The organism is Embleya sp. NPDC050154, from assembly GCF_044460165.1.
In the GTDB taxonomy this organism is placed as follows: Bacteria; Actinomycetota; Actinomycetes; order Streptomycetales; family Streptomycetaceae; genus Embleya.
On sequence record NZ_JBITJP010000025.1, the window covers coordinates 1 to 24,348 of the forward strand.

A 24,348-nucleotide genomic window follows, 5' to 3' on the forward strand; every position below is an offset into this window, starting at 1 on the left:
CACCCCACCCCCCCCTTTCGGGGGGGGGGGGGGGGCTATAACCCCGGGGTGCGGCCCCCGCGGGGGGTCATTTTTTTGCGGGGCCCGCCCCCCGGGCCCCCCCGGGGGGGGGGGGGGGCGGCGCCCCCCGCCCCCCCCCGCCCGCGTTCGTGCGAGGAACCGCCGGGGAGAGGGAGACGACCAGGCCTGTCCGGCGGATCTTGGTGGATCGGGCCGCCGGACAGGGCCTAGCCGGAGATCTGGATCTCGTAGGGCGCCGACTCCACACCGGAGGCGGACACCACGCACAACTCCACCCGGCCCGGGTCCACGTCGACCGGGACCGGGACCACCACGCACGCGTCGGAGGGGTTGGCGAAACCGGTGTCGGCCGGGATCAGCGGGGCGTGCACGTGCACCGCGCCGAACTTGACCACCACGCGTGCGAGCAGGTCCGCCTCGTGCGAGCCGCCCGCCGCGAGGTTGATCCCGCGCACCTCGATGTCGTCGCCCTGGCGCACCGCCGAGTCCAGGTCGCCGCGGGTGCGCACGCGGACCACGGACAGGATCACCGGGCGGTCGTTCTCGGCCAGCTTGCCCGCGAGGTAGGTGACCACCGAGACCAGGGCGAGCGCGACCAGCGTGGCGGGGATGTCCGGGAGCCGGTCCGGGTCGCGGGCCAGGCCGACCACGACGAAGCCCACCGCGACCAGGTTGACCAGGACGTACTGCGCGTCCACGAAGGAGGCCCGGCCCGCGTCGTCGGTCACCAGGTCGCGCAGCGAGGCCTGGTCGGCGCGCAACTTCTGGAGCACGCGTCGGCCGACCTTGTCGCCGACGATGCGGCGGACCGCCACCGCGGCGAGCAGCGGCGCCGCCACCAGGGTGATCTGGTCCAGCGCGATGTCGCCGAGCCGGTCCAGGAGCCGATCGCGATCGCCGGTCCCGGACGCGGAGGCGAGCCGCATGCCCAGGAAGGCGAAGCAGTACATCAGCGCCACCATCCACAGCGCGGCGACCGTCTTGGAGGTGGACAGACGGCCGTCCAGGCCCCGTACGGGCGCGAACACGCCGCCGCCCGCCCGGGCGGCCCACCCGACCACGCTGAGCACTCCGGCGACCACCACGGCGGCCACGATCCCGGCGGTGCGCGAGCCGGTCCAGCCGGCGCCGATCGCGGTGAGTGCCTGGACCAGGACCAGTACGGCGACCAGGAGCCACAACACGATCAGCGCGCGCCCGCCGAGAACTTGCAGCCAGGCGCGTCCCTGGGCCCGGCGTACTGCGGCCAACTCCTGCGCCTTGCCGCGCAGTTCGTCGGAGATCCACTGGCGCGCGCCGCCGTCGGAGTGGGCGACCGCCGAGGGCACACCCTCCTTGCGGGCCAGTGCCCGCCGCAACGTCTCGAAATCGGCGACGGTCCTGCGGTATTCCTCCCGGACCACGCAATGACAGTCCGGTCCGTGCACACCGACACCGTGCGCCACTTCGCCACGCCCTCCCCACCACCACATACGAACGTGCTCGTTCAGCGGCACATTGTGCCGCATCCGAGGGAGGTCGCACGGGCCCGGTCGGGTGATCGCACGGATTGTCGATCGAACATCCGACGCAACGTCAACTTCCGTGTCCCACAAGGCGTCCCGCCGGCTCGCCGAGAAGACCCGGGCAAGCCCCGGACGGACCGCCGGCCCCCGTCCGAAATCGGGCGGAGGCCGGCGAAAGCACGTGCGAGCGGGCGGGGACTACTCCCACTCGATGGTGCCCGGGGGCTTGCTGGTGACGTCCAGCGTGACCCGGTTGATCTCCCGGACCTCGTTGGTGATCCGGTTGGAGATCCGGGCCAGCAGGTCGTAGGGCAGCCGCGACCAGTCGGCCGTCATGGCGTCCTCGGAGGACACCGGGCGCAATACGATCGGGTGGCCGTAGGTACGGCCGTCGCCCTGCACGCCGACCGAGCGCACGTCCGCGAGCAGCACGACCGGGCACTGCCAGATCTCCCGATCCAGGCCCGCCCGGGACAACTCCTCACGAGCGATCGCGTCCGCCTCGCGCAGGATCTCCAGCCGGTCCGCGGTGACCTCGCCGATGATCCGGATGCCCAGACCGGGGCCCGGGAACGGCTGGCGCCAGACGATCTCGGACGGCAGGCCCAACTGCTCGCCGACCGCGCGCACCTCGTCCTTGAACAGCTTGCGCAGCGGCTCGATCAGCTTGAACTGGAGGTCCTCGGGCAGCCCGCCCACGTTGTGGTGCGACTTGATGTTCGCGGTGCCGGTGCCGCCGCCGGACTCGACCACGTCCGGATACAGCGTGCCCTGGACCAGGAACTCGACCTCCTCGCCGTGCGCGCCGGCCTCGGCGACCACCTCGGCCGCGGCCTGCTCGAACACACGGATGAACTCGCGCCCGATGATCTTCCGCTTCTCCTCGGGGTCGGTGACCCCGGCGAGCGCGGTCAGGAAGCGCTCCTGCGCGTTCACCACCTTGAGCGAGACGCCGGTGGCCGCCACGTAGTCGCGCTCGACCTGCTCGGGCTCGCCCTTGCGCAGCAGCCCGTGGTCCACGAACACACAGGTGAGCTTGTCGCCCACCGCGCGCTGCACGAGCGCCGCGGCGACCGCGGAGTCCACGCCGCCGGACAGGCCACAGATCACGTGCTTGTCGCCGACCGTCTCGCGGATCAGCTCGACCTGCTCCTCGACGATGTTGACCATCGTCCAGTTCGCCGAGAGCTTCGCGCCCACCTTCAGGAAGCGCTCCAGGATGGCCTGGCCGTGCTCGCTGTGCATCACCTCGGGGTGGTACTGCACGCCGTACAGCCGCGCCCCGTCGTTCTCGATCGCGGCGACCGGCGCACCCGCGCTGGTCGCGGTGACCGTGAAGCCCTCGGGCGCGCCGGAGACCGAGTCGCCGTGCGACATCCACACCGACAACGCGGTGGGCAGCCCGTCGAACAACGTGCCGGTCGTCCCGGTCACGGTCAGCGGCGTCGCGCCGAACTCGGCGAGACCGGTCTTCTCGACCACGCCGCCCAGCGACTGCGCCATGGCCTGGAAGCCGTAGCAGATGCCGAGCACCGGCACGCCGGCCTCGAACAGCGCCGGGTCGATGCTGGGCGCGTCGTCCGCGTACACCGAGGAGGGGCCGCCGGACAGGATGATCGCGGCCGGCCGCTTCGCGAGCATCTCCGCGACGGGCATGCTGTGCGGCACGATCTCGCTGTACACGCGGGCCTCGCGCACCCGGCGGGCGATGAGCTGGGCGTACTGGGCACCGAAGTCGACGACGAGGACGGTCTCGGTGCCGCCCCCGTCCGGGCTGGCAAAGGTCACGAGGGGCCTTCCGGCGAAGCGAAAAAAGGGGTGGACGCCGATTCTACCGGCGCCGCCCGGGTGACCCCGGCTGGTGTCCGCGCCGGCGGGCCCGGCATACTGACGGCCATGTCCTCGTTCGGCGTGACGCGCAGCTTTACCTATGGCACCGGGATCCCCGGCGCCGCCGTCACCGCCTGAACGAGTACAGCCACAGGCAGACGAAGACGCCCCGGGTCCGGTACCCGGGGCGTCTTCGCGTTCACCGCCGCCGCCCCGGAGCACGGACCCCCTCCGGAGAGCAGGCCATCGATGGCAGACACCACCACCACGAACCCGCAGTCCCCCGACGACGTGATCGGCGCGGGGCGGGCCCGGATCGACGATCTCGACCGGCGGATCATCGCGCTGATCACCGAGCGGGTGGACGCCTCGGCGGAGATCCAGCGGGTCCGTGTCGCGTCCGGCGGGAATCGGGTGCAGTTGTCCCGCGAGATGGAGGTGATCGCCCGCTACCGCGAGGGCTTGGGCAAGCCGGGCACGACCGTGGCGCTGACGCTTTTGGAGCTGTGTCGGGGTCGGGTCCGGCCGCAGGCGTAACCTCACCGCGCCGGCCGTCGTTGTGACTGATGGCCGGCCCGCTTGATGCGCGGGCCGGGCAACGCAGGACCGCCGACGCGATGAGGCGCGCTCAACCAGTGCGCCGTGGGACCTCGCGTCGGTGCCGTGACCGGGACGCAGGGGACAGCAACCGGTCACAACCCCGCCGGTGGCCGGTGTCGGGGACGCTCGACACCGGCCGCCGCGCCTTGGGCCGATCCGCGGATCGGCCCGAACGCGCCGCGCTTCGGCGTGCCTCATTCACCGCAAAGCGGATCTTTCACGCCATAGCCGCCGGCAGCGCCAAGAGTAGCGGGATTCCCGTCTCGGTTCGGCGGTTCCGCGGAACCGCCGAACCGAGACGGAGACGTCCGGTTAGCGCAAATGATGATCATTAACCGGTCGATAGATGTCATTTTGTCCCGACTTTCCGGCGCCCATTCCGGGCTCCCCCGGCGATCGGAATTCACCCTTGTGCACCCGCACGCCCCGCGAGCCGCGCACCGCGCCGGCGCGCACCGCACCGCGCGCGGCCGCACCGGCAGAGCGTCGGCGCGCACCCGGGGTCGACGCGCGCGGGGTCGGTCGGCGCACGCGGCGGGTCAGCGCACCCGGAGGGTCTTCATGATCCGCAACGACAGGGTCAGCGAGCGGGCCCACTGCTCGTCGCTCATGCCGAAGGGCGCGGCGATCGGAAGCAGCCGCTGGGTGGCCACGGTCTGCGCCTCGGTGAACTTCATGATCCCCTCGGCGCCGTGCCGTCGGCCGAGGCCGGAGTCGCCCATGCCGCCCATCGGCGCGCCCGCGCTGCCGTACGCCGCCGCGTAACCCTCGTTGACGTTGACCGTGCCCGCGCGCAGCCGCCGCGCGAGCGCACCGCCGCGCCGGGTGTCGCGCGTCCACACACTCGCGTTGAGCCCGTACGCGGTCTCGTTGGCGCGGGTGACGACGTCCTCCTCCTCGGTGAACGCGTACACGGACACCACCGGCCCGAACGTCTCCTCGGCGCACACCGCCATCTCGGGCGTGACGTCGGCGAGCACCGTCGGCTCGTAGAACAGCGGACCCAGGTCCGGTCGCGCGCTGCCGCCGATCAGCACCCGCGCGCCCGCCTCCCGGGCCTCGTCCACGTGCCTGCTCACCGCGTGCAACTGACGGCGGGAGACCAACGAGCCCATGTCGGTGTCCCACGAGAAGCCGGCCGCGAGCCGCATGGTCTGGATCCGGGCCAGGAAGCGGTCCAGGAACGCGTCGTGGATGTCGGCGTGCACGTACATCCGCTCGATCGAGATGCACAGTTGTCCGGCGGAGGAGAAGCACGCGCGCACCGCGCCCTCGGCGGCCCGGTCCAGGTCCGCGTCCGGCAGCACGATCATCGCGTTCTTGCCGCCCAACTCCAGCGACGCGCCGACCAGGCGTGCGGCGGCCCGCTGCGCCACCTCGCGGCCGGTGCGGGTGGAGCCGGTGAAGCCGACGTAGTCCGCGCCCTCGACCACGGCGGTGCCCACCACCGGGCCGTCGCCGAGCACGATCTGCCACAGGTCCTCGGGCAGGCCGCACTCGATCAGCACGTCCTGGGCCCACAACGCGGTCAAGGCGGTCTGCGTGTCCGGCTTCATCACCACCGCGTTGCCCGCGACGAAGGCCGGGATCGCGTCGCCGATGGACAGCGCCAGCGGGTAGTTCCACGGCGAGACCAGGCCGACCACACCCTTGGGGTGACGCACCTCGATCGCCTTCGTCAGCACCGGCAGCGCACCGGCCCGGCGGCGCTCGCGCAGGTAGCCCGCGGCGCGCCGGCCGTAGTGCCGTGAGCACAGCGCGACGTCCAGGACCTCCTCGAACGCGTGCTTGCGCGCCTTGCCGGTCTCGGTCTGGATGATGTCCAGGATCTCCGACTGACGCTCCAGGACCTTGTCGTGGAACCGCAGGAACACCGCCGTGCGCTCACGCACCGAACGTTTGGCCCACGCGGTCTGCGCGAGCCGCGCGCGGGCGAACGCGGAGGTCACGTTCTCCGGGGTGGACTCCGGGAGTTCGGCGATCGGCGAGCCGTCGAACGGACTGCGGGTGGTCACCATCGTCGGCACGGGGCCGGTCACGACGCGACGGGCGAGCCGCTCGGCGGGCAGGCTCGGCAGGTCGATGGGTGCTGCTGCGGGCGCGGGCGCTGCGATGTCCGTCATGCCGTCCAGCCTAGACAGCACTACTTGGCGGTAACAAGGACCGTCCGGTGCGCGGCGGGCACGGCACGTCCGTGCCCGCCGGATCGACCGGCCGGCGCCGCTCAGTCCGTGTCGAGATCGGCCAGCGCCGACTCGATGGTGCGGTGGTAGGTCGGATAGGCGTACATCATGTCCCGCAGCGTGGCCACCGGCACCGCCGCGCGGACGGCGACCACGAGCGCGCCCAGGATCTCGCCGCCGGCCGGGCCCACGGCCGTCGCGCCGACCAGCACACCCCGGTCGACGTCCTCGATCACCTTCACGAAACCGCGCGCGCCGGTGATGTGGCCACGCGAGGAGGCGGCCAGGTCGGCGAGGCCGATTCGCACGGTGAGTCCGGCGGCCCGGGCCTGATGCTCGGTCAGACCCACCGCGCCGATCTCCGGGTCGACGAACGTCACCCGCGGCAGCGCGCTGTGGTCCGCGTCCGGGCCCGCCTCGCCGCGACCGATCGTGTGCAGGACCGCCTTGGTCACGATGGCCGACTGGTACATCGCCACGTGGGTGAACGCGCCCTGCCCGGTGACGTCGCCGACCGCCCACACCGCCGGCGGCTCACCACCGGGCCGCACCCGCAACTGCCCGTCCACCGGCAGCGCGTGCGCGTGCGGGTCGACGCCGAGCGCCTCGGCGCCGAGTGCCGCCATGTCCACCCGCCGGCCCGTGGCCACAAGCAGTTTCTCCGCCTCGATCGAGCGCCCGTCGGACAACGAGAGGGTGAACGCCTTGCCGTCGTACGCGACCCGCTCGGCCCGCACGCCGAGGTGGATCCGCACACCGTCCTCGCCCAGCGCCCACGCGGCCATTTCCGAGGACTCGGGGTCCTCGACGGCCAGCACCCGTTCGCCGTTCTCCACGATCGTCACGTCGGTGCCGAACCGGGCGAACACCTGGGCGAGTTCCAGACCGATCGCGCCACCGCCGAGCACCGCGAGCGAGCGCGGCGCCTCGTCGGCCTCGATCGCCTCGCGGTTGGTCCACAGCGGGGTGCCCGCGAGGCCCTCGATCGGCGGCACGAACGCCTTGGTGCCGGTGCCGACCACGATCGCGTGCCGGGCCCGGAATCGCCGCACGACGCCGTCCGCGTCGGTCGCCTCGACCGTGTCCACGTCGGTGATCCGACCGGCGCCCCGAACGAACGTCATGCCCTTGTCGACCAGTCGGTCCACCGCCGCCCGGTCGTTCCAGTCGGCGGTCAACTCGCGCACCCGCGCGGCGACCTTCGACCAGTCGGGATGCTCCTGGTGCCGAGCCTCGCCGGCCGCGTGCACCATCGCCTTGGACGGGATGCACCCCCAGTACGGACACTCGCCGCCGACCAGGCCGTCCTCGATGCCCACGACCTCCAACCCGGCCGAGGCCAGGTTGCCGGCGACGGCCTCACCGCCCACGCCGAGACCGAGGACGATCACGTCGACGTCGAGGAGTGCGGAAGCTTCGGGGCGCTGCGTGGTCACTTGCGTACCTCCGGGGATGGCTGGACTCCCCCGGACCGTACCCCGGGGCTCGGCCCGAACTCACGCGTCAGCGGCCCTGAAAGGACTCCGTCATCTTGTCGAACCGGTCCCGCGAGACCGAGTCCCAGTTCGACTCGTACGACGCCACGTACAACGCGTAGTCCGTGTTGCCGTTCGTCACGATGCCCAGATTCATCGCGTGACTGGGCACCCGCTTCGTGGTGTCCTCACCGATCGGGTCGCCCTGCCACGTGTACTCCCACAGCGCCGCCTTGCGCGAGCCGGGCGGAACGGGGGTGAAGTCCCGCAGTTGCAGCCGGTTGTACGCGGTCCGCTTCTGCGCGCCCGGCTCGACGACCGTCTCGAAGTTCCCCTTGGGATCGTTGCCCACCGGGGTCGCGCCGATCAGGTAGACCGTCTTCTTGTCCGCCGTCAGGTACTTGATCTGGTCGCGGTTGACGCCGGTCAGACTGCGAGTCACGCCCGGGGGCATGAACAGCGAGAACCCGAGCGGGTCGCGGACCAGTTCGTAGCCGGCGGGCGGGTTGGCCGGTCGGCCGGAGACGGTCGGGGGAGGCGTCGTCGGGGCGGTGCTGCCCGGTGGTGTGGTGTTCGGTGCGCTGCTCCCCGTCGGCCCCGGGGTGTCCACGCCCGACGAAGCCGGGTTCGACCCCGCCTTGTCGCCGTCGTCCTTGTCCTTGGTGACCACGAGGCCCACCACGACACCGCCCACGATCAGCGCCACCACGAGCGCGACGACCGCCACGACACGTCCTCTGCCGCCACGACGCGGCTCCGGCGTCGGGCGGTACGGCTCCGGCGGGGTCGGCGGCCGGTGCGGCGGGCCGCCGACCGGCGGCCCGGTCCGGGTCGACGACATCCCCGCGTCGGCGGGCGAGTGCGCCGGTTGCGACCACGCCGTGGGCGGCGTGTTGCCGTCGGGGTGCCCGCTTGCGCCACTGTCGGAGCCGGGCTGCGCGTGCCGGTGCGGGTCGTACGCCCCGACCGGGGTGGTCGGGGTCTGCGGTGCGGGACTGTGCGTGGGCGGCGGAGGGACCGCGTCGAATTGCCGCGACGGCGTCGAGTTCGCCACGTCGCGCAGGATCCGGGCCCCCTCCTCGACCCCCATCCGCAGGTCCGGGTCCTTGATCAGCCAGCCGTCGATCACCGGTTCGAGCCCGCCCGCGTGCCGGGGCGGGTCCGCCTGATCGGTCAGGATCGCGTTCAGCGTGCTGATCATCGTGCCCCGGCGGAACGGGTTCCGGCCCTCCACCGCCATGTAGAGCACGACCGCCAGCGACCACAGGTCGGCGGCGAGCAGGGGACGCTTGCCCTCGGCCCGCTCGGGCGCCAGGAAGTCCGGCGAACCGACCAGCATGCCGGTCGTGGTGAGCGTCGCGGTGCCGGTCGCGGTGGCGATCCCGAAGTCGGTGAGCACGACCCGACCGTGCGGGGTGACCAGGATGTTCGCGGGTTTGACGTCGCGGTGCAGCACGCCCTTGTCGTCGGCGGCGAGCAGCGCGTCGAGCACCTTGATGCCGAGTTCGGCGGCGTCCGCCGGGGTCAGCGTGCCCTGCGTCTCCAGGATCTCGGCCAGCGACTGGGCCTCGACCAGCTCCATCACGATCCACGGGACGCCGCCGTCCTCGACCACGTCGTGGATGGTGACCACGTTGGGATGACCGATCCGGGCGGCCGAACGGGCCTCGCGCAGCGTGCGTTCGCGGGCGAGCTCCTTCTCCTCGTCGTCGAGGTGGTCGGGCAGTCGCAACTCCTTGATCGCGACGTCACGGTGCAGCATCTCGTCGACGGCACGCCATACCGTGCCCATGCCGCCTCGGCCGAGCATGGTGCCCAACCGGTAGCGCCCGCCGACGATCCGGCCGCGCGTGCCCCCGGTCTGTGCCACGTACCCTCCCCGCGTCAGCCGACTGTCCCGCCGGCCATCTCCAGACTAGAACCCGTCACATTAGGTGCGACCCCGGGATCGGCGGGAGGATGCGAGCCTCGGGCGCGTCGACCGCCCATGGAGGGTGTCTTCGGTCCCTTGTCGGGCGACCGAGGACACGCCCTCGACCGGGCGTGCGATCGGGGATCGCCGGCACACCCTACGGCGTGCCGGCCGACCGCGATCAGTTCGCCGCCGTCGCGCCGCCCTGGTTCTGCGGTGCGCCGCTCGCCCCGCCGCCGCCCTTCGACGGGTCGATCGGCGGGCGCGTGGTCACCGGAGCCGTGGTGCGCGGCGGGGTCGTGGTCGGCGGGCGCGAGGTGGGCGGGCGCGACGTGGACGGGTGGCCCGTGTTCGAGGTGGTGGGCCGAGAGGTGCGGGTCGACCCGCCGCCCTGGCTGCTGTTGCCCGAGGTGCCGGCGCCGCCGCTCTGTCCGGTGCCGGCCGAACTGCCCGTGGCGCGCAGCACGTCGCCGCGGTCGCCGGTGCCCTGCGGGTTCGCCGCCGCCGAGGCGCCCTGCGACGAGCCGCCCTCTCGGGGCGCGTCGGAGCCGCCGCCGTTGCCGCCGCCCTGTCCGCCCATCGCGGCCGGCACCCAGATCGCCAGCGCGGTCACCGCCGCGGCGACCATGCCACCGAGGAGAATGGTCTTGCGCCGCTTCTTGGCCGCGCGGTCGCCGGGGGCCGCGGGACCCGCCGCCGGGCCGATCAGCACCGGGTTGGGCCGGTCGTCGGCGGTCTCGGACCCGTGGACCGCGTCGGCGGGCGAATAGGCGTGCGACCCGGTCAGCGGATACCCGCCCGTCGCACCGTCCGGATCGGCCCGGCTCACCGCGCCGAACGGCGGCGCCGGGCTCACCGGCGGCTCCTGCTGCCAGATCGGCGGCGTCTGCGGGGTATGCGGGGTCTCCTGCGGCTGCGGGGCCTGCTGCCAGGACGACTGGGTCACGCCCCGCACACCGCCCGGGTCCTCCACCGTCGCCGTCCCCGGCGGGATCGGCTCCGCGCTCGGCTCCTGGGGGGCGGGCGCGCCGCCGCTGACCATCGCGGCCATCAGCAGACGCTCGGTGTCGTCCTCGTCGGCCCGCTCCAGCGGATCCTTGCGCAGCAACGCCTCGATCGCCGGCCACAGCGCGCCGGACTGGCGCGGCGGCGCGGGCTCGTCGGTGAGCACGGCGCTGAGCGTGTCCATCGCGCCGGTGCGCCGGAACGGCGAGAAACCCTCCACCGCCTGATACAGCGTCACCCCGAGCGACCACAGGTCCGAGGCCGGACCGGGCCGGCGCCCGAGCACGCGTTCGGGCGCGAGGTATTCGGGCGAGCCGACCAGCATCCCGGTCGCGGTGAGCGTCACCGAGCCGGCCACGGTGGCGATGCCGAAGTCGGTCAGCACGATCCGACCGCCGGGCGCCATCAGGATGTTGCTGGGCTTGACGTCCCGGTGCAGCACGTCGGCGGCGCGCGCGGCGCGCAGCGCGGCGAGCACGGCCAAGCCGACCTCGGCCGCCTCGTGCGGGGCCATCCGGCCCTCTTCCAGCACGTCGGTGAGGGAGGGGGCGCGGACCAGCTCCATCACGATCCACGGACGCCCGTCGTCCTCGGCGACGTCGAAGATCGTGACCACGTTGGGGTGGGTGATCCGGGCCGCCGCGCGGGCCTCGCGCAGCGCGCGCTCGCAGCGCCCCTGGGTCTCCATCTCGTCCAGGTCGTCCGGTATCCGGACCTCCTTGACCGCGACGTCCCGGCGCAAGAGCTCGTCGAAGGCGAGCCAGACCGTGCCCATCCCGCCGCGTCCGAGCGGTTCGCCCAACCGATAGCGCCCATCCACCAGGCGGCCGTGCGAGCCGCTGTCGTGTGCCACGTGGTCCTCCCCAAGACCGTGGACACCACCGATCCGCCCCGTCGGCGCGTCACTGGCGTCACGGGTAAGACGTCCGGTGAGCTCCGAAGGTTCCGCCCGAGAGCGTTCGGTCACGCGCCCGGCGCGAAACTCTCGCGCGCCGCGTCGAAGGCCGAACGCACCAGCGCCGAGCCGGAGTCCGGGCCGGAGACCCAGAAGTCCCAGGTCCGGCCGTCCTCGACGAAGCGCATGTTGATCGATCGGCGCACGGTGCCCCGATCGTTCCAGCGGAACTCCCAGAGTCCGGCGACCTGTCCGTGCACGGTGGTGCACTCGAGCCGGATCAGGTGGTAGTCCGTTCCGTTTCCGATGTAGGTGCCCGGTCCCAGGCCCTTGGACTCCTGTACGGCCAATTCGCCGCACGGATCGCCCTTGGCGTCGGACGCGTCCGGGCGCACTCCGAGGCGGTACAGGTCGTCCGGCGAGCGGTAGTAGACCCGCTCGCCGACGGCGTCGCGATCGGTCCATTCGGCGGGCACCAGGACGGTGAACGCGCCGCGTGAGGTGACCCGTCGGAAGCCGCCCGGCGGGTTCGTCGGAGCGGGGGTGTCCACCCGCGCGGGCGTCGTCGCGGGCCCGACGACGCCCGGGTCGGTCGGGCGAGCGGCACCGGTCGGGGCGCCGGCGGTCGAGGTCGCGGGCGTGTCCGGTTGGGCGACGCCGGAGCCCGCCGAGGTCACCGGCGCCGTTCGGCGCGGCCCGCCCGCCGAGGCCGCGTCCGGAGGCTCGGCCCCGTTCCGCCCCACCAGCACGCCGATCGTGACACCGGCGGCGGTCAGCAGCACCGCGACCACCGTGCCGAGCACGATGAACAGTCGGCCCGGGCGCCCGGTCGGTGCGGGCGTCGGCGGCCCGGCCGGCATCGGCGGCGGACCGGCCGGCCGCGGCGGCGCGGGCGAGACGGCGCCCGGAAGCCGGACCGGAGGCGGGATGGAAGGCGGGATGGAAGGCGGAACGGGGGGCGGGACCGGTACGGGCATCGGCTCGCGCACGTCGGTGGCCTCGACGTCCGGGCGCACCGTCCCGCCGCTCCCGCCCGCCCGGGCCAACAGCGGCCCCGCGGCCGCGGCCGTCATCCGCGCGGCCGGATCCCGGGTGAGCAGTCCGAGCACGGCCTCGGCGAGCGGCCCGGCGCACCCGGGCGGCGGGCAGATCCCGGCCGCGACCGCCTGCAACGTGGCCAGCGGGTTGTCCCGGCGGAACGGCGAGTGCCCCTCGACCATCTCGTAGAGCGTCACGCCCAGCGACCACAGGTCGGCGGGCGGCCCGGACGGCTGCCCACTCGCGCGCTCGGGCGCCATGTACTCGGGGGTGCCCGCCGTCGCGCCGGTCTCGGTGACCGGGGGCGCGTCCGCGTGGGTGGCGATGCCGAAGTCGGTCAACACCACGCCGTCGTCCTCGTCGACCATGACGTTGGCGGGTTTCACGTCGCGGTGCTCGATGCCGACCCCGTGCACGGCGGCCAGACCCGCGAGCATCCGCGCGCCGATCCGCGCGGCCCGGTCCGGCGCCATGGCGCCCTCGGCGATCAGCGCGGTCAGCGGCCGGCCGGGCAGCAGTTGCATGACGATCCACGGGCGGCCGTCCTCGACCACGACGTCGAAAACGGTGACCACGTTCGCGTGCCGGACCCGGCCCGCCGCGCGCACCTCGCGCCGCATCCGCGCCGAGCGCCGCTCGACCTCGTCGGCGTCCAGGTGCTCGGGCAACCGCAACTCCTTGATCGCCACGTCCCGCCCGATGGTCGGGTCGTGCGCCCGCCAGACCACCCCCATCCCGCCCTGACCGAGCACCTCGACCAGCCGATACCGCCCCGCGAGCACGCGCCCACTCATCCCGACCCCTCGACACGATCGTCTCCGCGTCGACCCGGGTCAGCCCGCGATCGACAGGTGTCCACGCGCGTGCTCGTAGTACGCGCCGGCGGTCCCCCACAAATCGTCGCGTCCGCGTACGGTCAGCCAGTAGCGCACGCCGGACGCGGTGCGGACCACCAGGTCCTTGCCGTGGTAGGGGATCAGGTCCTGGCCGCGCCACACGTACTCCCACTCCGCGGCCTCGTGCCCGCGGTAGTCGGTGGCCCGCAGGAGCAGCCGTTCGTAGTCCTCGCCGTCCAGTCGCTCCCGGCCGCCGATGCTGCCGTGCTCACGGTGCGCGACCGATTCCTCCGGGGCCATCACGATGCCCCGATCCACCGTCACGGTCACCGAGATCAGCCGGTCCGGATCGGTCACCGTCAATCCGCTGGGGCTGTCCGTACAGGTCCAGCCCTCCGGAACGGGCAGCGCGAAGCCCAGATCGGTCCGCCGTCGGCGGCGCAGTCGCGGTATCACCTTGTTGTCCACGAACGGGCCGACCACCAGGCAACCGCCGATCAGGGCGCCCACGATGATCGGGTCGGGATTGATCCGCGCGGCCTCCAGGGCCCCGCCGGCGATCACTCCGAGCAACATCGCGATCGGCACCGATCGGGAGATCCGCCGGTGCGGCAACACCAGCCACACGCTCAGCGCGAGCGCGAGCAGCACGATCGTGTACATCCCGGTCCAGTTGCCGAACGCGGCCAACCAGCGCGCGCCGGCAGCGGTGGCGATGCCGACCGAGGTCAGGATGGTCGTCCAGTGCCGGAACCACCAGCGTGGCCAGCGCCGGTAGCGGGCCCGGAAGACGCCGCCCTCGCGGGGCAGCCGCACGTTGGGCGAGGTCTCGTCCAGGCTGCCCCGGCCGGGCCGGTAGGCGGTGGCGCCGACCTTGCCCGGCGGCCGAGGCGTACGCGGCGGCCGAGGCGTGCGCGGCCCGGACGGCGCCTGGGGGTGACCGGACACCCGCACGCCGTGCCGGCGGACCGCGCCGGGCCGGATCCGGTCCGGGACGAAGCGCTCGGCGATCCGGCCGCCGGCCGGGTTGGGACCGCTCTCGACGACCTCCAGGAGCAGTTCCCGCACGTGCGCCGGCGAGCCGCGCCGGCTCGGGTCCTTGACCATCAGCGCCTTGAGCACCGGGGTCAGCGGGCCGGCCAGGAAGATCTCCGGGAAACGGCCCGCGGCCACCGCGGCGAGCGTGGCCGCGTGCGTGTTGCGGCGAAACGCGGGGCGGCCCTCGACCGCCTCGAACAAGGTCGCGCCCAGCGACCACAGGTCGGCCTCCGGTCCGGGCGGCTCGCCCGCGATCTGCTCGGGCGCCAGGTATTCGGGCGATCCCACCATCGCGCCGGCCTGGGTGAGCGTGGCGCTGTCCTCGACCGAGGCGACTCCGAAGTCGGTGAGCACGACCCGGCCGTTGCGGGCGAGCAGCACGTTGGCGGGCTTGACGTCCCGGTGCAGCACGCCGGCCTCGTGCGCGGCCTCCAGCGCCGCGAGCAACCGCAGCCCCAGCTCGGCGACCTGCTCGGACGGGATCGGCCCCTCCTTGTCCAGCTCCTGCGCCAGGGACAGGCCGCGGACCAGCTCCATCACGATCCATGGCCGCCCGTCCTCCTCGGCCACGTCGAAGATGGTCACCACGTTGGGATGGTCGATCCGCGCCGCCGCACGCGCCTCGCGCAACATCCGCGCGCTCAGCGTGCCGCGCTCGTCGTCGTCCTCGTAGCGAGGCAACCGCATCTCCTTGACCGCGACGTCGCGGTCGAGCATGGCGTCCACGGCCCGCCAGACCGTGCCCATGCCACCCCGGCCCAGTTGATCACCCAGGCGGTATCGCCCCGCGACCAAACGCTCGGGTGCTTCCGGGTCGGTCAAGTCTCTCGCTCCCCATGCAGCCGCGGCCCCGCCGCGCGATCGGGTGGTTGCCCTTTCCATACTCCAGTCCGGCGGCGCGCGGGGTCCACCGGTTCCGGGACGAACATCGCCGAAAGACACCTGGCCGGCGTATCGATGGAACGCCACGGCGCCCCGGAAGGTGCCCCAACCACGGCGCGATCAACCGTGCCGGGCGGGCCGGTCGCGGACCGCGTGCCGGGTCGGGCGCCGCCTCACCCGGGCACGATGTCCTCGGCGCCCAGCCGCACCGCGTCCGCGGTGTGATCGTCCATCTGCTCCTGCGAGGCCCGCTCCGCCTCGATCCGCTTGAGGTAGTACTCCACCTCCCGCCGCGACTGCTCCTCCTCCCACCCCAGCACCCGCGCCATCAGGGCCGCGCAGGCCCGCGCCGCCCGCGCGCCGCGGTCGAACATCTCGATCGAGACCCGGGTCCGCCGATCCAGCACGTCGCCCAGGTGCAGCGCGCCCTCGTGGGTGCACGCGTACACCACCTCGGCGGCGAGATAGTCGTCCGCGCCGTCCAGCGGATAGGCCAACTCCGGATCGTCCGCGATCAGCGCGAGCACCTCCTCGATCATCGACCCGTACCGGTTCAACAGGTGCTCCACCCGGGCCACGTGCAACCCGGTCCGCGTCGCGATCGAGGCCCGCGCGTTCCACAGCGCCGGATACCCCTCCGCGCCGGCCAGCGGCACCGTCTCGGTGCAGCTCGGCGGGACCTTGCGGTCCAGTCCGTGCACCGCCGCGTCCACCGCGTCCGCGGCCATCACCCGATACGTCGTGTACTTGCCGCCCGCGACCACCACCAGACCGGGCACCGGGTGCGCGACGGTGTGCTCGCGCGAGAGTTGCGACGTGGCGTCCGACTCGCCGGCCAACAGCGGACGCAGTCCCGCGTACACGCCCTCGACGTCCTCCCGGGTGAGCGGCACCGCCAGGACCCGGTTGACGTGCTCCAACAGGTATTCGATGTCCGCCCGGCTGGCCGCGGGGTGCACCTTGTCCAGGTCCCACCGGGTGTCCGTGGTGCCGACGATCCAGTGCCGCCCCCATGGGATCACGAACAGCACGCTCTTCTCGGTGCGCAGGATCAGGCCGGTGGAGGAGTGGATCCGGTCCCTGGGCACCACCAGGTGGATGCCCTTGGACGCGCGCACGTGGAACTGCCCACGCTCGCCGACCAAGGCCTGCGTCTCGTCCGTCCACACCCCGGTCGCGTTGACCACCTGCCCGGCCCGGATGTCGTACGTCCCGCCGGTCTCCATGTCGCGCACGTGCACGCCCACCACCCGCTCGCCCTCGCGCAGGAACCCGGTCACCGTCGCGCGCGAGGCCACCTGCGCGCCGTAGCCGGCGGCGGTACGCACCAGTGTCATCGTGTAGCGCGCGTCGTCCATCTGCGCGTCGTAGTACTGCACCGCGCCCACCAGCGAGTCCTTGCGCAACGCCGGTGCCAGGCGCAGCGCCTGACGCCGAGTCAGTTGCCGGTGCCGGGGCAGCCCGCGAGCCCGCCCGGCGGAGGCCGCCATGGTGTCGTAGAGCGTCACCCCGGCCGTGACGTACGGCCGTTCCCAGCCCCGATGGCGCAGCGGGTACAGGAACGACACCGGCTTGACCAGGTGCGGCGCGAGCGTGTGCAACAGCAGTCCGCGCTCGCGCAACGCCTCGCGCACCAGCGCGAAATCGAGCATCTCCAGGTAGCGCAGACCACCGTGGATCAGCTTGCTGGATCGGCTGGAGGTGCCCGACGCCCAGTCACGCGCCTCGACCAGTCCCACCGAGAGGCCGCGCGTGACCGCGTCCAGGGCGGTGCCCGCGCCGACCACGCCGCCGCCCACCACGACCACGTCCAACTCGCTCTCGGCCATCCGCCGCAACGCCTGCGCGCGCGCCCGAGGTCCCATCGCCGCGGTCCGCATCAGCCACCTCCGAATCCGATCGTCACCTGCCGGACCACACCGATCGGGCGACTCGCCCCACCCCCGCCTACCCAATGCCCGTCGGCCGGACCACGCGCTCTGTCATTCTGGGTGGGTTCGGGCACCGGCGCCGCGGCCGGAAGGGCGCGCGCGCCGGTTCCCCGCACTCGGCACCGGGGGGCGGCGTGGACGCGGGACGCATGGTCGGCGACGGCCGGTTCGAGTTGATCGAACGCCTCGGCGCGGGCGGCATGGGCACGGTGTGGCGGGCCCGGGACGTCACCCTGGGCCGCGAGGTCGCGCTCAAGGAGGTGCGGGCACCCGACGGACTGCCGGCCGACGAGGTGGACCGAATCCGGCAGCGGGCGCTGCGCGAGGCGCGCGCGTTGGCCCGACTCGCCCACCCGAACGTGGTCACCGTCCATCAGGTGATCGAGGACGAGAGCTACCCGTGGATCGTGATGGAGCTGGTCCCCGGCGGCTCGCTCCAGGACGCGCTCGACCGGGGCGGTCTGTCGCCCGACCGGGCGGCCGGGGTCGGCCTGGCGGTGCTCGGGGCGCTGCGGGCCGCGCACGAGGCGGGTGTGCTGCACCGCGACGTGAAACCGGCCAATGTGCTGCTCGGACCCGGCGATCGAGTCGTGCTCACCGATTTCGGCATCGCCGCGGTCGAGGGCACCCCCGCGCTCACCGTGACCGGTTCGATCATCGGCTCCCCCGAATACCTGGCCCCGGAGCGGGTGCTCGGGCACGCCCCGCGTCCCGAGGCCGACCTGTGGTCGCTGGGCATGCTGCTGTACGTCGCGGTCGAGGGGTACAGCCCGTTCCGCCGCGCGTCGACCATGGCCACGCTCGGTGCGGTGCTGCACGAGACGCTGCCGCCGCCGCGCCGGGCGGGCGCCTTGGCCCCGATCATCGTCGAGTTGCTCGCCAAGGACCCGGACGCGCGCCCGACCGGGGCGGAGTCGGCCGCCCGACTGGAGGCGGCGATCCGCGGCGACGACGCCACGCTGCCCACGACCGCGCCGCCGCGTCCCCCGCTGCCGCCTCCAGGCCCCGAATCGCCGTCCCACCTGCGCCTCCCGCTGCTCGCGGCGCTGCTCGTGGTCGTCCTGATCGCGGCGGGCGTGCTCACCGCCCTCGCGCTCACGGGCGACGACGGCACCCCGCGGGCACGCACGTCCTCCCCGGCGCCGTCCGCGCCGACCGACACCGGCCCGCCGGCCGGCTCGGCCGCCCCCACCTCGCCCCCGGGCCCGCCCACCGCCCCCGGCACGACCGTGCCGCCCACGACCGTCACGGTCACCGCGCCCGCCGCGGAGCCGCCCGCCGCGACCGCGTCCCCCACCGGGCGCCCCGGCGGCCATTGGATCGCCCAACTCGCGTCCGTACCCAAGTCCGACGAGGTGACCGGGCGCGACGCGAAGCTCGCCGAGGTGCGCCGGCAGGTCCCCGACGCGCAGGTCCTGGACAGCGACCGGTACGCCTCGCTCAAGCCGAACTACTGGGTCGTGTACGCGGACGGCCCGTTCCCGGACGGCACCGCCGCGTTGGCCTACTGTGCCGCTCGCGGTCGCACCGTCGCCGACCTGTGCGTGGGCCGGTTCCTCAGCGGCGCCTCGGCCGATCTCAAGTACGTCTGCGCGCCCGCGAACGGCACGACCACCGGGATCTGCCGCCGCGACTGATCCGTCTGCGAACGCGAACGGCCCCGAACACCAAGGGTGTTCGGGGCCATTCGGCAACTTCGGTCCGGCCGGCGACTTCCCGGCCGGCGACTTCGCCGATGTGCGGACCTCGTCGGTGTACGGACTTCGGTCAGTGTGCGGGCGAGACGGTGACCTCGACCTGCTGGAACTTCTTGAGTTCCGAGTAGCCGGTGGTGGCCATCGCCCGACGCAGCGCGCCGAACAGGTTCATCGAACCGTCGGATACGTGCGAGGGACCGAGCAGGATCTCCTCCAGCGTGCCCACCGCGCCCAGGTTCATCCGCCGACCGCGCGGCAGTTCCGGGTGGTGCGCCTCGGAGCCCCAGTGGTGACCGGCGCCGGGGGCGTCGCTCGCCCGGGCCAGCGCCGAACCGATCATCACCGCGTCCGCGCCGCACGCGACCGCCTTGGCGATGTCGCCGCTGCGTCCCACGCTGCCGTCGGCGACCACGTGCACGTACCGGCCACCGGACTCGTCGAGGTAGTCGCGGCGCGCCTCGGCCACGTCCGCCACCGCGGTGGCCATCGGCACCGCGACGCCGAGCACGCCGCGGGTGGTGTGCGCCGCGCCGCCGCCGAAGCCGACCAGGACCCCGGCCGCGCCGGCCCGCATCAGGTGCAGAGCGCCCTGGTAGGTCGCGCAACCGCCGACGATCACCGGCACGTCGAGGTCGTAGATGAACTGCTTGAGGTTCAGCGGCTCGGCGCGCCCGGAGACGTGCTCGGCCGAGACCGTGGTGCCGCGGATCACGAACACGTCCACGCCCGCGTCGATCACGGCCTTGTGGTACTGCGCGGTGCGCTGCGGCGACAGCGCCGCGGCGGTGACCACGCCCGAGTCGCGGATCTGCTTGATCCGCGCGCCGATCAGCTCCTCCTTGATCGGCTCGGCGTAGATCTCCTGCATCCGCCGGGTGGCCGCGTCCTCGTCCAGCGCGCCGATCTCCTCGATCAGCGGCGTCGGGTCCTCGTAGCGGGTCCACAGCCCTTCGAGGTTGAGCACGCCCAGGCCGCCCATGCGACCGACCTCGATCGCGGTCTGCGGCGACACGACGCTGTCCATCGGCGCCGTCAGGAACGGCAGCTCGAACCGGTACGCGTCGATCTGCCACGCGATCGAGACCTCTTCGGGGTCCCGGGTCCGCCGGCTGGGGACGATGGCGACGTCGTCGAAGTGATAGGCACGCCGGCCACGCTTGCCCCGGCCGATTTCGACCTCAGTCACGTTGCGCCTCTCCTGCTGGAATCGGTGGATGGGAAAACCCGTATCCCAGGGTACGGGGCGGGCAAACCGGCGAGAGGCCCCGCCCGCGGTACGGACGAAGCCCCTCGGGGTGTGGCGCGATCTAGCGCGAGTGGTAGTTCGGCGCTTCCTGGGTCATGTGGATGTCGTGCGGGTGCGACTCCTTGAGCCCGGCCGAGGTGATCCGCACGAAGCGGCCCTTGTCCTGGAGCTCGGTGACGGTCGCGGCGCCCGCGTAGCCCATCGACGCGCGCAGGCCGCCGATCAACTGGTGCGCGACGGCGGAGAGCGGGCCCCGATAGGGCACCTGGCCCTCGATGCCCTCGGGGACCAGCTTGTCCTCGGAGAGCACGTCGTCCTGGAAGTAGCGGTCCTTGGAGAAGGACTTGGCCTGGCCGCGCGACTGCATCGCGCCGAGCGAGCCCATGCCCCGGTAGGACTTGAACTGCTTGCCGTTGATGAAGATCAGGTCGCCGGGGCTCTCCTCGCAGCCCGCGAGCAGGCTGCCGAGCATCACCGTGTCCGCGCCGGCCGCGATCGCCTTGGCGATGTCGCCGGAGTACTGCAGGCCGCCGTCGCCGATCACCGGCACACCCGCCGCGCGGGCGGCCTGGGCCGCCTCGTAGATCGCGGTGACCTGCGGCGCGCCCACGCCCGCGATCACCCGGGTGGTGCAGATCGAGCCCGGGCCGACGCCGACCTTGACACCGTCCACGCCCGCGTCGATCAGCGCCTGCGCGCCGTCGCGGGTGGCGATGTTGCCGCCGATCACCTCGACCTTGGTGTTCGCCTTGACCTTGGCGATCATCTCCAGGACGTTGCGCGAGTGGCCGTGCGCGCTGTCCACCACGATGAAGTCGACGCCGGCCTCGACCAGCGCCTGGGCCCGGCGGTAGCTGTCGTCACCGGTGCCGATCGCGGCGCCGACCACCAGTCGGCCGTCCGCGTCCTTGGTCGCGTTCGGGTACTGCTCGCTCTTGACGAAGTCCTTGACCGTGATCAGACCGCGCAACTTGCCCGCGTCGTCGATCAGCGGCAGCTTCTCCACCTTGTGCCGGCGCAGCAGTTCCATCGCCTGGTCGCCGGTGGTGCCGACCTTGCCGGTAACCAGCGGCATCGGGGTCATGATGTCGCGCACCCGGCGCGAGTGGTCGACCTCGAAGCGCAGGTCGCGGTTGGTCACGATGCCCAGCAGCCGACCGTTGTCGTCGGTGACCGGGACGCCGCTGATCCGGAACCGCGCGCACAGCGCGTCGACTTCCTGGAGCGTGGCGTCCGCGCCGATGGTGATCGGGTCGAGCACCATTCCGGCCTCGGAGCGCTTGACCGTGTCCGCCTGCGCGGCCTGGTCCTCGATCGAGAGGTTGCGGTGCAGCACGCCGACGCCGCCCTGACGGGCCATGGCGATCGCCATTCGGGCCTCGGTCACGGTGTCCATCGCCGAGGACAACAGCGGGATCCGGACGCGAATGTTGCGGGTGACCCGGGCGGAGGTGTCCACCTCGCTCGGCACGACGTCGGACGCGCCCGGCAGCAGCAGGACATCGTCGTACGTCAGCCCGAGCATCGCGAACTTCTCGGGTACGCCGTCGGCCGTGAGACTCATGACACCTTCCGAAGGTATTCCGATGGATCGCTCCGCCGGCCCGCTCCCCGAACAGGGCGGGTCCCCGGGTACGGCGGAAACGCGCTCTCGGCAAGCGGATGGGTGGATTGAGGGTTCATGCTACTGGCCCCACGCGGTGCTTCGAGCCCGCTTGCCGATGGTGAGCACAACCGCGCACCGGGTCCGCGCCATTCCCGACCCGCCTCAGCAGCGGTCGGGCACCGCCCGGCGCCGGTTCGCCGCGGTGCCGTCCACCTCGGCGAGCAGCGCGTCGAACAGTCTGGCGATCCGGTCCTGGGCGGGCGTGGGACGGCGTCGCCGCAACTGCTCGACGAGTTCGTCGTCCTGCCGCAGCAGGCCCAGGTCGGCGGTGCCGGATCGGCCACCGAACCGCACACCGCCGCCGCTCACGCGGTCTTCTCCTCGCCCGCCAACGCCCTCAGGCGAGTCAGCGCACGGTGTTGCGCGACCCGCACCGCGCCGGGCGACATGCCCATCGCCCGCCCGGTCTCCTCGGCGGAGAGCCCGACGGCGACCCGCAGCACGAGCAACTCGCGCAGGTTGTCGGGAAGACGGCCGAGCAGGGCCCGGGCGTGCGCGGCGTCACTGCGCCGCACCACCTGGTCCTCGGGACCGGGATGGTCGTCCACCGCCTCCGGGAGATCGCACGTGGGTACCGCGCCGCGCATCGCGGCACGCTGCACGTCGACCACCTTGTGTGCCGCGATGCCGAACACGAACGCCTCGAACGGGCGGCCCTCGTCGCGATAGCGCGGCAGCGCGGACAACACGGCCAGGCAGACCTCCTGCGCGGCGTCGTCCGCCGCGTGCTCGGCGCCGGAGACCCGACCGAGCCGGGCCCGGCAGTAGCGCAACACCAGGGGTCGCACGTACGCGAGCAGTTCGTCGGTCGCCTGCACGTCCCCCTGGACCGCGCGAACCACGACGGCACGCATGCCGTCGTCGGCCTGCGCGTGTGCTTCGTACGGCTCGTCCGGCATTCGCTCGGGGGTCCCACCCATGCCATTCAGTATGCAGGGATCGGCGACCGAATCGCGGCCATGCCGACCCGGGGGACTCATCCGGCCCCCCGGGCAACGGCAATCACCGCACGGACCCTCGCCCGTCGGGGGCCGTCGGCACACGCCTCATCGCACAAGTCCCCACCGACCGTGCCCACCCGGGAGGCGACCCTCGGGCCCCTCACGGTCGGGGGAGTGCTCGCGTGCGTGCGTCATCGCACGAGTCCCCACCGGAATCCGAGCGCGACCGCGTGGGCCCGGTCGGACGCGCCCAGCTTCTTGAACAGCCGGCGCGCGTGGGTCTTGACGGTGTCCTCCGACAGGAACAGCTCGCGCCCGATCTCGGCGTTGCTGCGCCCGTGACTCATCCCTTCGAGCACCTGGATCTCACGTGCCGTCAGGGTCGGCGCCACGCCCATGTCGGGCGAACGCAGACGCCGGGGCGCGAGCCGCCAGGTCGGGTCGGCGAGCGCCTGGGAGACGGTCGCGCGCAACTCCGCGCGCGACGCGTCCTTGTGCAGATATCCCCGAGCCCCGGCGGCGACCGCGAGGGCCACGCCGTCCAGGTCCTCGGCCATCGTCAGCATGATCACCCGTGCGCCGGGGTCGCCGGCCAGGAGGCGGCGCACCGCCTCGACGCCGCCGAGCCCGGGCATCCGCACGTCCATGAGGACGAGATCGGACCGCTCCGCGCCCCAGCGCCGCAGTACCTCCTCGCCACTCGTGGCCGTCGTCACCCTCTCGACGCCGGGGACCGTGGCCACCGCCCGCCGCAGGGTCTCCCGAACCAGCGGGGAATCGTCGCAGACCAGGACGGTCGTCATCGCCGGCCTCCGCAGTGGATCCGCGTCACGTTGAGCCTCCACGCCTGTACGTACCGTTTCCTTTGCGGCGGTCCCGGAGGACGGTGACTCGGGGTCCGGCCCCGACCGCCTCCATCGCCAACCGCTTCACCCACCCCAACGAGCATCACTCGAAAGGGTTACGGGGGGAGTTCCGCTCCGCCGTTACGACAACGAGGCGACCGAGCCCGAGGACACGCGTGGGTGATCGCTCGCGTACCCAACGTCACCTTCCACCGCTTCCCCTCGTCGAATCCCACCGAAGCGCACCCACCGGTGCCCGTGACCCACCAGAGTGAGTAATTTTTTCTGCTTTCAGTGCATAAGTGGGAATTAGGATTGGAACTGATCAATTCGTGACACAGTCGCACCTACTTCTGATCGCTTGATCACGACTGTTCTGCACGGTCTGCACCCGAGGTGGCAACCCTGCTCACCGACAACTCGTACGCGATAAGCAAGAGGGACGAGTCATGGCTGATTTCTCGCGACTCCCCGGCCCCAACGCCGATCTGTGGGACTGGCAGCTCTCGGCAGCCTGTCGCGGAGTCGACAGCGCACTGTTCTTCCACCCCGAAGGCGAGCGAGGCGCCGCCAGGGTCGCCCGAGAGGCTTCGGCCAAGGAAGTCTGCATGCGGTGCCCGGTCCGTCGCCAGTGCGCCACGCACGCCCTGAAGGTGCGCGAGCCGTATGGCGTATGGGGCGGGCTCACCGAGGACGAACGGGTCGAACTCGACAGCGACCGCCGGCACGGGGTCGCCGCGGAACGCGCGGCCGCCGCGGCCGGCGGCGCGTCCGTGACGCACTGAGACACACACCAAGCTCG

17 protein-coding genes are annotated in these 24,348 nt (G+C 72.8%); 3 read left to right on the forward strand and 14 right to left on the reverse strand.

The window, feature by feature from the left end:
- Window positions 1–227 precede the first annotated feature (227 nt).
- Both ACIBSV_RS38500 and guaA read right to left on the reverse strand, forming a co-directional pair.
- Window positions 228–1,424, reverse strand: coding sequence for a hypothetical protein (locus tag ACIBSV_RS38500; protein ID WP_395871602.1), 1,197 nt, complete (start codon window positions 1,422–1,424; stop codon window positions 228–230).
- A gap of 300 nt (window positions 1,425–1,724) precedes the next feature.
- On the reverse strand, window positions 1,725–3,314 hold the full coding sequence (guaA, locus tag ACIBSV_RS38505) for a glutamine-hydrolyzing GMP synthase (RefSeq protein WP_395871604.1): 1,590 nt from the start codon (window positions 3,312–3,314) through the stop codon (window positions 1,725–1,727).
- 291 nt (window positions 3,315–3,605) lie between these two features.
- Here guaA and ACIBSV_RS38510 point away from each other — a divergent pair, with 291 nt between their 5' ends.
- Entirely contained in the window at window positions 3,606–3,893 is a 288-nt protein-coding gene (locus ACIBSV_RS38510) for a chorismate mutase (RefSeq protein WP_395871606.1), read from the forward strand.
- A gap of 602 nt (window positions 3,894–4,495) precedes the next feature.
- Here ACIBSV_RS38510 and ACIBSV_RS38515 read toward each other — a convergent pair.
- The 7 genes from ACIBSV_RS38515 to ACIBSV_RS38545 form a co-directional block, all read right to left on the reverse strand.
- On the reverse strand, window positions 4,496–6,079 hold the full coding sequence (locus ACIBSV_RS38515; protein ID WP_395871608.1) for a succinic semialdehyde dehydrogenase: 1,584 nt from the start codon (window positions 6,077–6,079) through the stop codon (window positions 4,496–4,498).
- Between the two features lie 101 nt (window positions 6,080–6,180).
- Entirely contained in the window at window positions 6,181–7,575 is a 1,395-nt protein-coding gene (locus tag ACIBSV_RS38520) for a dihydrolipoyl dehydrogenase family protein (protein ID WP_395871610.1), read from the reverse strand.
- 67 nt (window positions 7,576–7,642) lie between these two features.
- Window positions 7,643–9,484, reverse strand: coding sequence for a serine/threonine-protein kinase (locus ACIBSV_RS38525; protein WP_395871613.1), 1,842 nt, complete (start codon window positions 9,482–9,484; stop codon window positions 7,643–7,645).
- A gap of 223 nt (window positions 9,485–9,707) precedes the next feature.
- Complete coding sequence (locus ACIBSV_RS38530; RefSeq protein WP_395871615.1) at window positions 9,708–11,384, reverse strand: protein kinase; 1,677 nt, start codon at window positions 11,382–11,384, stop codon at window positions 9,708–9,710.
- A 110-nt stretch (window positions 11,385–11,494) separates the two neighbouring features.
- Window positions 11,495–13,258: a protein kinase gene (locus tag ACIBSV_RS38535; RefSeq protein ID WP_395871618.1), complete on the reverse strand. Its 1,764-nt coding sequence runs from the start codon at window positions 13,256–13,258 to the stop codon at window positions 11,495–11,497.
- Window positions 13,259–13,297: 39 nt separating this feature from the next.
- Window positions 13,298–15,160: a serine/threonine-protein kinase gene (locus tag ACIBSV_RS38540; RefSeq protein ID WP_395871620.1), complete on the reverse strand. Its 1,863-nt coding sequence runs from the start codon at window positions 15,158–15,160 to the stop codon at window positions 13,298–13,300.
- A gap of 233 nt (window positions 15,161–15,393) precedes the next feature.
- Window positions 15,394–17,100: a glycerol-3-phosphate dehydrogenase/oxidase gene (locus ACIBSV_RS38545; protein WP_395871622.1), complete on the reverse strand. Its 1,707-nt coding sequence runs from the start codon at window positions 17,098–17,100 to the stop codon at window positions 15,394–15,396.
- Between the two features lie 185 nt (window positions 17,101–17,285).
- Here ACIBSV_RS38545 and ACIBSV_RS38550 point away from each other — a divergent pair, with 185 nt between their 5' ends.
- A complete protein-coding gene (locus ACIBSV_RS38550) occupies window positions 17,286–18,788 on the forward strand; it encodes a serine/threonine-protein kinase (RefSeq protein WP_395871624.1) in 1,503 nt (500 codons plus the stop codon).
- 130 nt (window positions 18,789–18,918) lie between these two features.
- Here ACIBSV_RS38550 and ACIBSV_RS38555 read toward each other — a convergent pair whose 3' ends face one another.
- From ACIBSV_RS38555 to ACIBSV_RS38575, 5 genes are all read right to left on the reverse strand, one after another.
- Window positions 18,919–20,034 carry a GuaB3 family IMP dehydrogenase-related protein gene (locus ACIBSV_RS38555; RefSeq protein WP_078975688.1) on the reverse strand — a complete coding sequence of 372 codons (1,116 nt, stop codon included), beginning with the start codon at window positions 20,032–20,034 and terminating at the stop codon, window positions 18,919–18,921.
- 121 nt (window positions 20,035–20,155) lie between these two features.
- Window positions 20,156–21,658 (reverse strand): IMP dehydrogenase, encoded by a 1,503-nt coding sequence (guaB, locus tag ACIBSV_RS38560; RefSeq protein WP_395871626.1) that lies wholly within the window; start codon window positions 21,656–21,658, stop codon window positions 20,156–20,158.
- Window positions 21,659–21,862: 204 nt separating this feature from the next.
- On the reverse strand, window positions 21,863–22,069 hold the full coding sequence (locus ACIBSV_RS38565) for a hypothetical protein (protein WP_395871627.1): 207 nt from the start codon (window positions 22,067–22,069) through the stop codon (window positions 21,863–21,865).
- Window positions 22,066–22,659 (reverse strand): RNA polymerase sigma factor ShbA, encoded by a 594-nt coding sequence (gene shbA / locus ACIBSV_RS38570; protein ID WP_205354273.1) that lies wholly within the window; start codon window positions 22,657–22,659, stop codon window positions 22,066–22,068. The genes ACIBSV_RS38565 and shbA overlap by 4 nt, the downstream gene beginning before the upstream one ends.
- A 233-nt stretch (window positions 22,660–22,892) precedes the next feature.
- Window positions 22,893–23,504, reverse strand: coding sequence for a response regulator transcription factor (locus ACIBSV_RS38575; RefSeq protein ID WP_020549179.1), 612 nt, complete (start codon window positions 23,502–23,504; stop codon window positions 22,893–22,895).
- A gap of 491 nt (window positions 23,505–23,995) precedes the next feature.
- Here ACIBSV_RS38575 and ACIBSV_RS38580 point away from each other — a divergent pair, with 491 nt between their 5' ends.
- Window positions 23,996–24,331: a WhiB family transcriptional regulator gene (locus ACIBSV_RS38580; RefSeq protein WP_395871629.1), complete on the forward strand. Its 336-nt coding sequence runs from the start codon at window positions 23,996–23,998 to the stop codon at window positions 24,329–24,331.
- The last annotated feature ends 17 nt before the right edge of the window (window positions 24,332–24,348 follow it).

Coding starts and splice junctions, on each gene's coding strand:
- ACIBSV_RS38510 (WP_395871606.1), top strand. CDS start 3,606: ATGGCAGACACCACCACCACGAACCCGCAGTCCCCCGACGACGTGATC.
- ACIBSV_RS38515 (WP_395871608.1), bottom strand. CDS start 6,079: ATGACGGACATCGCAGCGCCCGCGCCCGCAGCAGCACCCATCGACCTG.
- ACIBSV_RS38535 (WP_395871618.1), bottom strand. CDS start 13,258: ATGAGTGGGCGCGTGCTCGCGGGGCGGTATCGGCTGGTCGAGGTGCTC.
- ACIBSV_RS38545 (WP_395871622.1), bottom strand. CDS start 17,100: ATGCGGACCGCGGCGATGGGACCTCGGGCGCGCGCGCAGGCGTTGCGG.
- guaB (WP_395871626.1), bottom strand. CDS start 21,658: ATGAGTCTCACGGCCGACGGCGTACCCGAGAAGTTCGCGATGCTCGGG.
- shbA (WP_205354273.1), bottom strand. CDS start 22,659: ATGCCGGACGAGCCGTACGAAGCACACGCGCAGGCCGACGACGGCATG.
- ACIBSV_RS38575 (WP_020549179.1), bottom strand. CDS start 23,504: ATGACGACCGTCCTGGTCTGCGACGATTCCCCGCTGGTTCGGGAGACC.
- ACIBSV_RS38580 (WP_395871629.1), top strand. CDS start 23,996: ATGGCTGATTTCTCGCGACTCCCCGGCCCCAACGCCGATCTGTGGGAC.